We start from the raw sequence: 1574 nt of genomic DNA, 5'->3' as shown, positions 1-1574 counted from the left end.
AACGGATTCCGTGCCACGCAGTGCTCTTCCGATCGCGGAGGGCTAGTACGGCCTACCGAAGGGCGCGGGAGTCCACGGGGCCGCCATTCCCGCGACCGGCCGCGGCGCATTCCGCCACCGGCCCGATCGTCCGACGTTTTCCCGTGCCCGCAGGGAGTTCGGGATTCCGACGCCCGAGCGACCGGGAACCCGCGTTCCCCGGCCGGTGGCGTGGCGGTCGGAATTCGGGCCGTAGCACCCCTGAAATGGCGGAGGACCCGCCAACCGGCCGGGATGGCGGGTCATTCCGAGTGGGGCTTGTGCGGGCCGTCAGCTGGCCGCTCCGGCGTCCAGTGCGACGGTGCGGATGTACGGCAGTGCGAGCAGCACCGGCGGGTCCAGCGTGCCGATCGGGCGCAGGCTCAGGTCGACGTCCTTGACCTGGGCTCCCGCCCGCACGGAAACCGGACCGCACGACGCCACGTTGAGCGCCTGGTCCTGTCCGAACGGCACCTGGCCGAGCATCGACTCCCGCCCCAGTGCCACGGAGTGCGCCAGCAGGTGCCACGTGCCGGGCGGTACGTTGGTGAGCACGTACGGACCCGGCCGGTGGAGCATCGAGCAGCGGACCGGCTTCCCCTGCGGGATCCGGTCCGGGAACAGCCCCAGGAAGATGATTCCCGGCGCACCCCCCAGAGGTGCGTAGATCTCCCCCTGCACGGTGGACGTGCGCGCGTCCGAACTCCGCCGGGCCAGCGGGATCGGCGGGGTCAGTCCCCCCAGTTGGCGGTACGTGGTCGGCGAGACGCCGACGCTGCTGCGGAACCTCGAGCTGAACGTGCCGACGCTCGTGTAACCCACCCGGTGGCTGATGTCCGTCACCGCCAGGGTGGTGCACACGAGCAGCCGTTTGGCCTCTTGTAAGCGGATCGCGGCCAGGAATCGACCGGGAGAAACTCCGGTAACCCGTTGGAATGCCCTGGAGAAGTGGAACTTGCTGTACATGGCGGTCCGGGCCATGTCATCTATCGTGAACTGCTCACCCAGATTCTCGTGCATGAAGTTGATGACCCGACCGACCGCCCGTTCTATTACGTCCTCCACTACGACCCCCATTCGCAGATGTAATGAAAGCTCAATCCCGCCGGCCCGGTACGCCGGACCGACCCTTCGAGCGGTGACGAACTGGCGCACCGTCGCGCCACAACCCCCAGTGAACCCCCCAGGACCCCCAGTGTCCCCGATTTTTGCAAGCTACCAGGGGCCCAACAGCCTGCGCAAGGAGCGTAGACCGTGCACAGGGCCACGTTCCATGATCACCGGGCCTAGCCTGAGGATGATCTTGTGAAGGATCCTCTGCTCTTATTTTCTACGACCGCCGAAGGGATTTCCGGCTACCCACGGAAACTATTGTTGCGCCTTTCGGGTGACAGCCCTGGACGCCGGCGTCCCCGGTCAGGTCAGGCAGCGCGACGGCCTGCGCCGGACCGTCACACCGACCCCGAAGGGGCATTCCGAAGGCGGCCGGAGGTCCGTTTTCGACCGGTATACGGCAATCAGGGAGATGCGCGGACAACCGTCCGCGTGGGACGCTC

At 67.2% G+C, this 1574-nt stretch carries 1 protein-coding gene; it reads right to left on the bottom strand.

What is annotated here, in order from left to right:
* Positions 1–309: 309 nt before the first annotated feature.
* On the bottom strand, positions 310–1095 hold the full coding sequence (locus AB0G02_RS39415; RefSeq protein ID WP_360805389.1) for an AraC family transcriptional regulator: 786 nt from the start codon (positions 1093–1095) through the stop codon (positions 310–312).
* Between the last annotated feature and the right edge of the window lie 479 nt (positions 1096–1574).

It is taken from the genome of Actinosynnema sp. NPDC023658 (genome assembly GCF_040639995.1).
GTDB lineage: Bacteria > Actinomycetota > Actinomycetes > Mycobacteriales > Pseudonocardiaceae > Actinosynnema.
The sequence above is the reverse complement of the archived record's forward strand: the minus strand, read 5'-3'. Positions and strand labels throughout refer to the sequence as shown.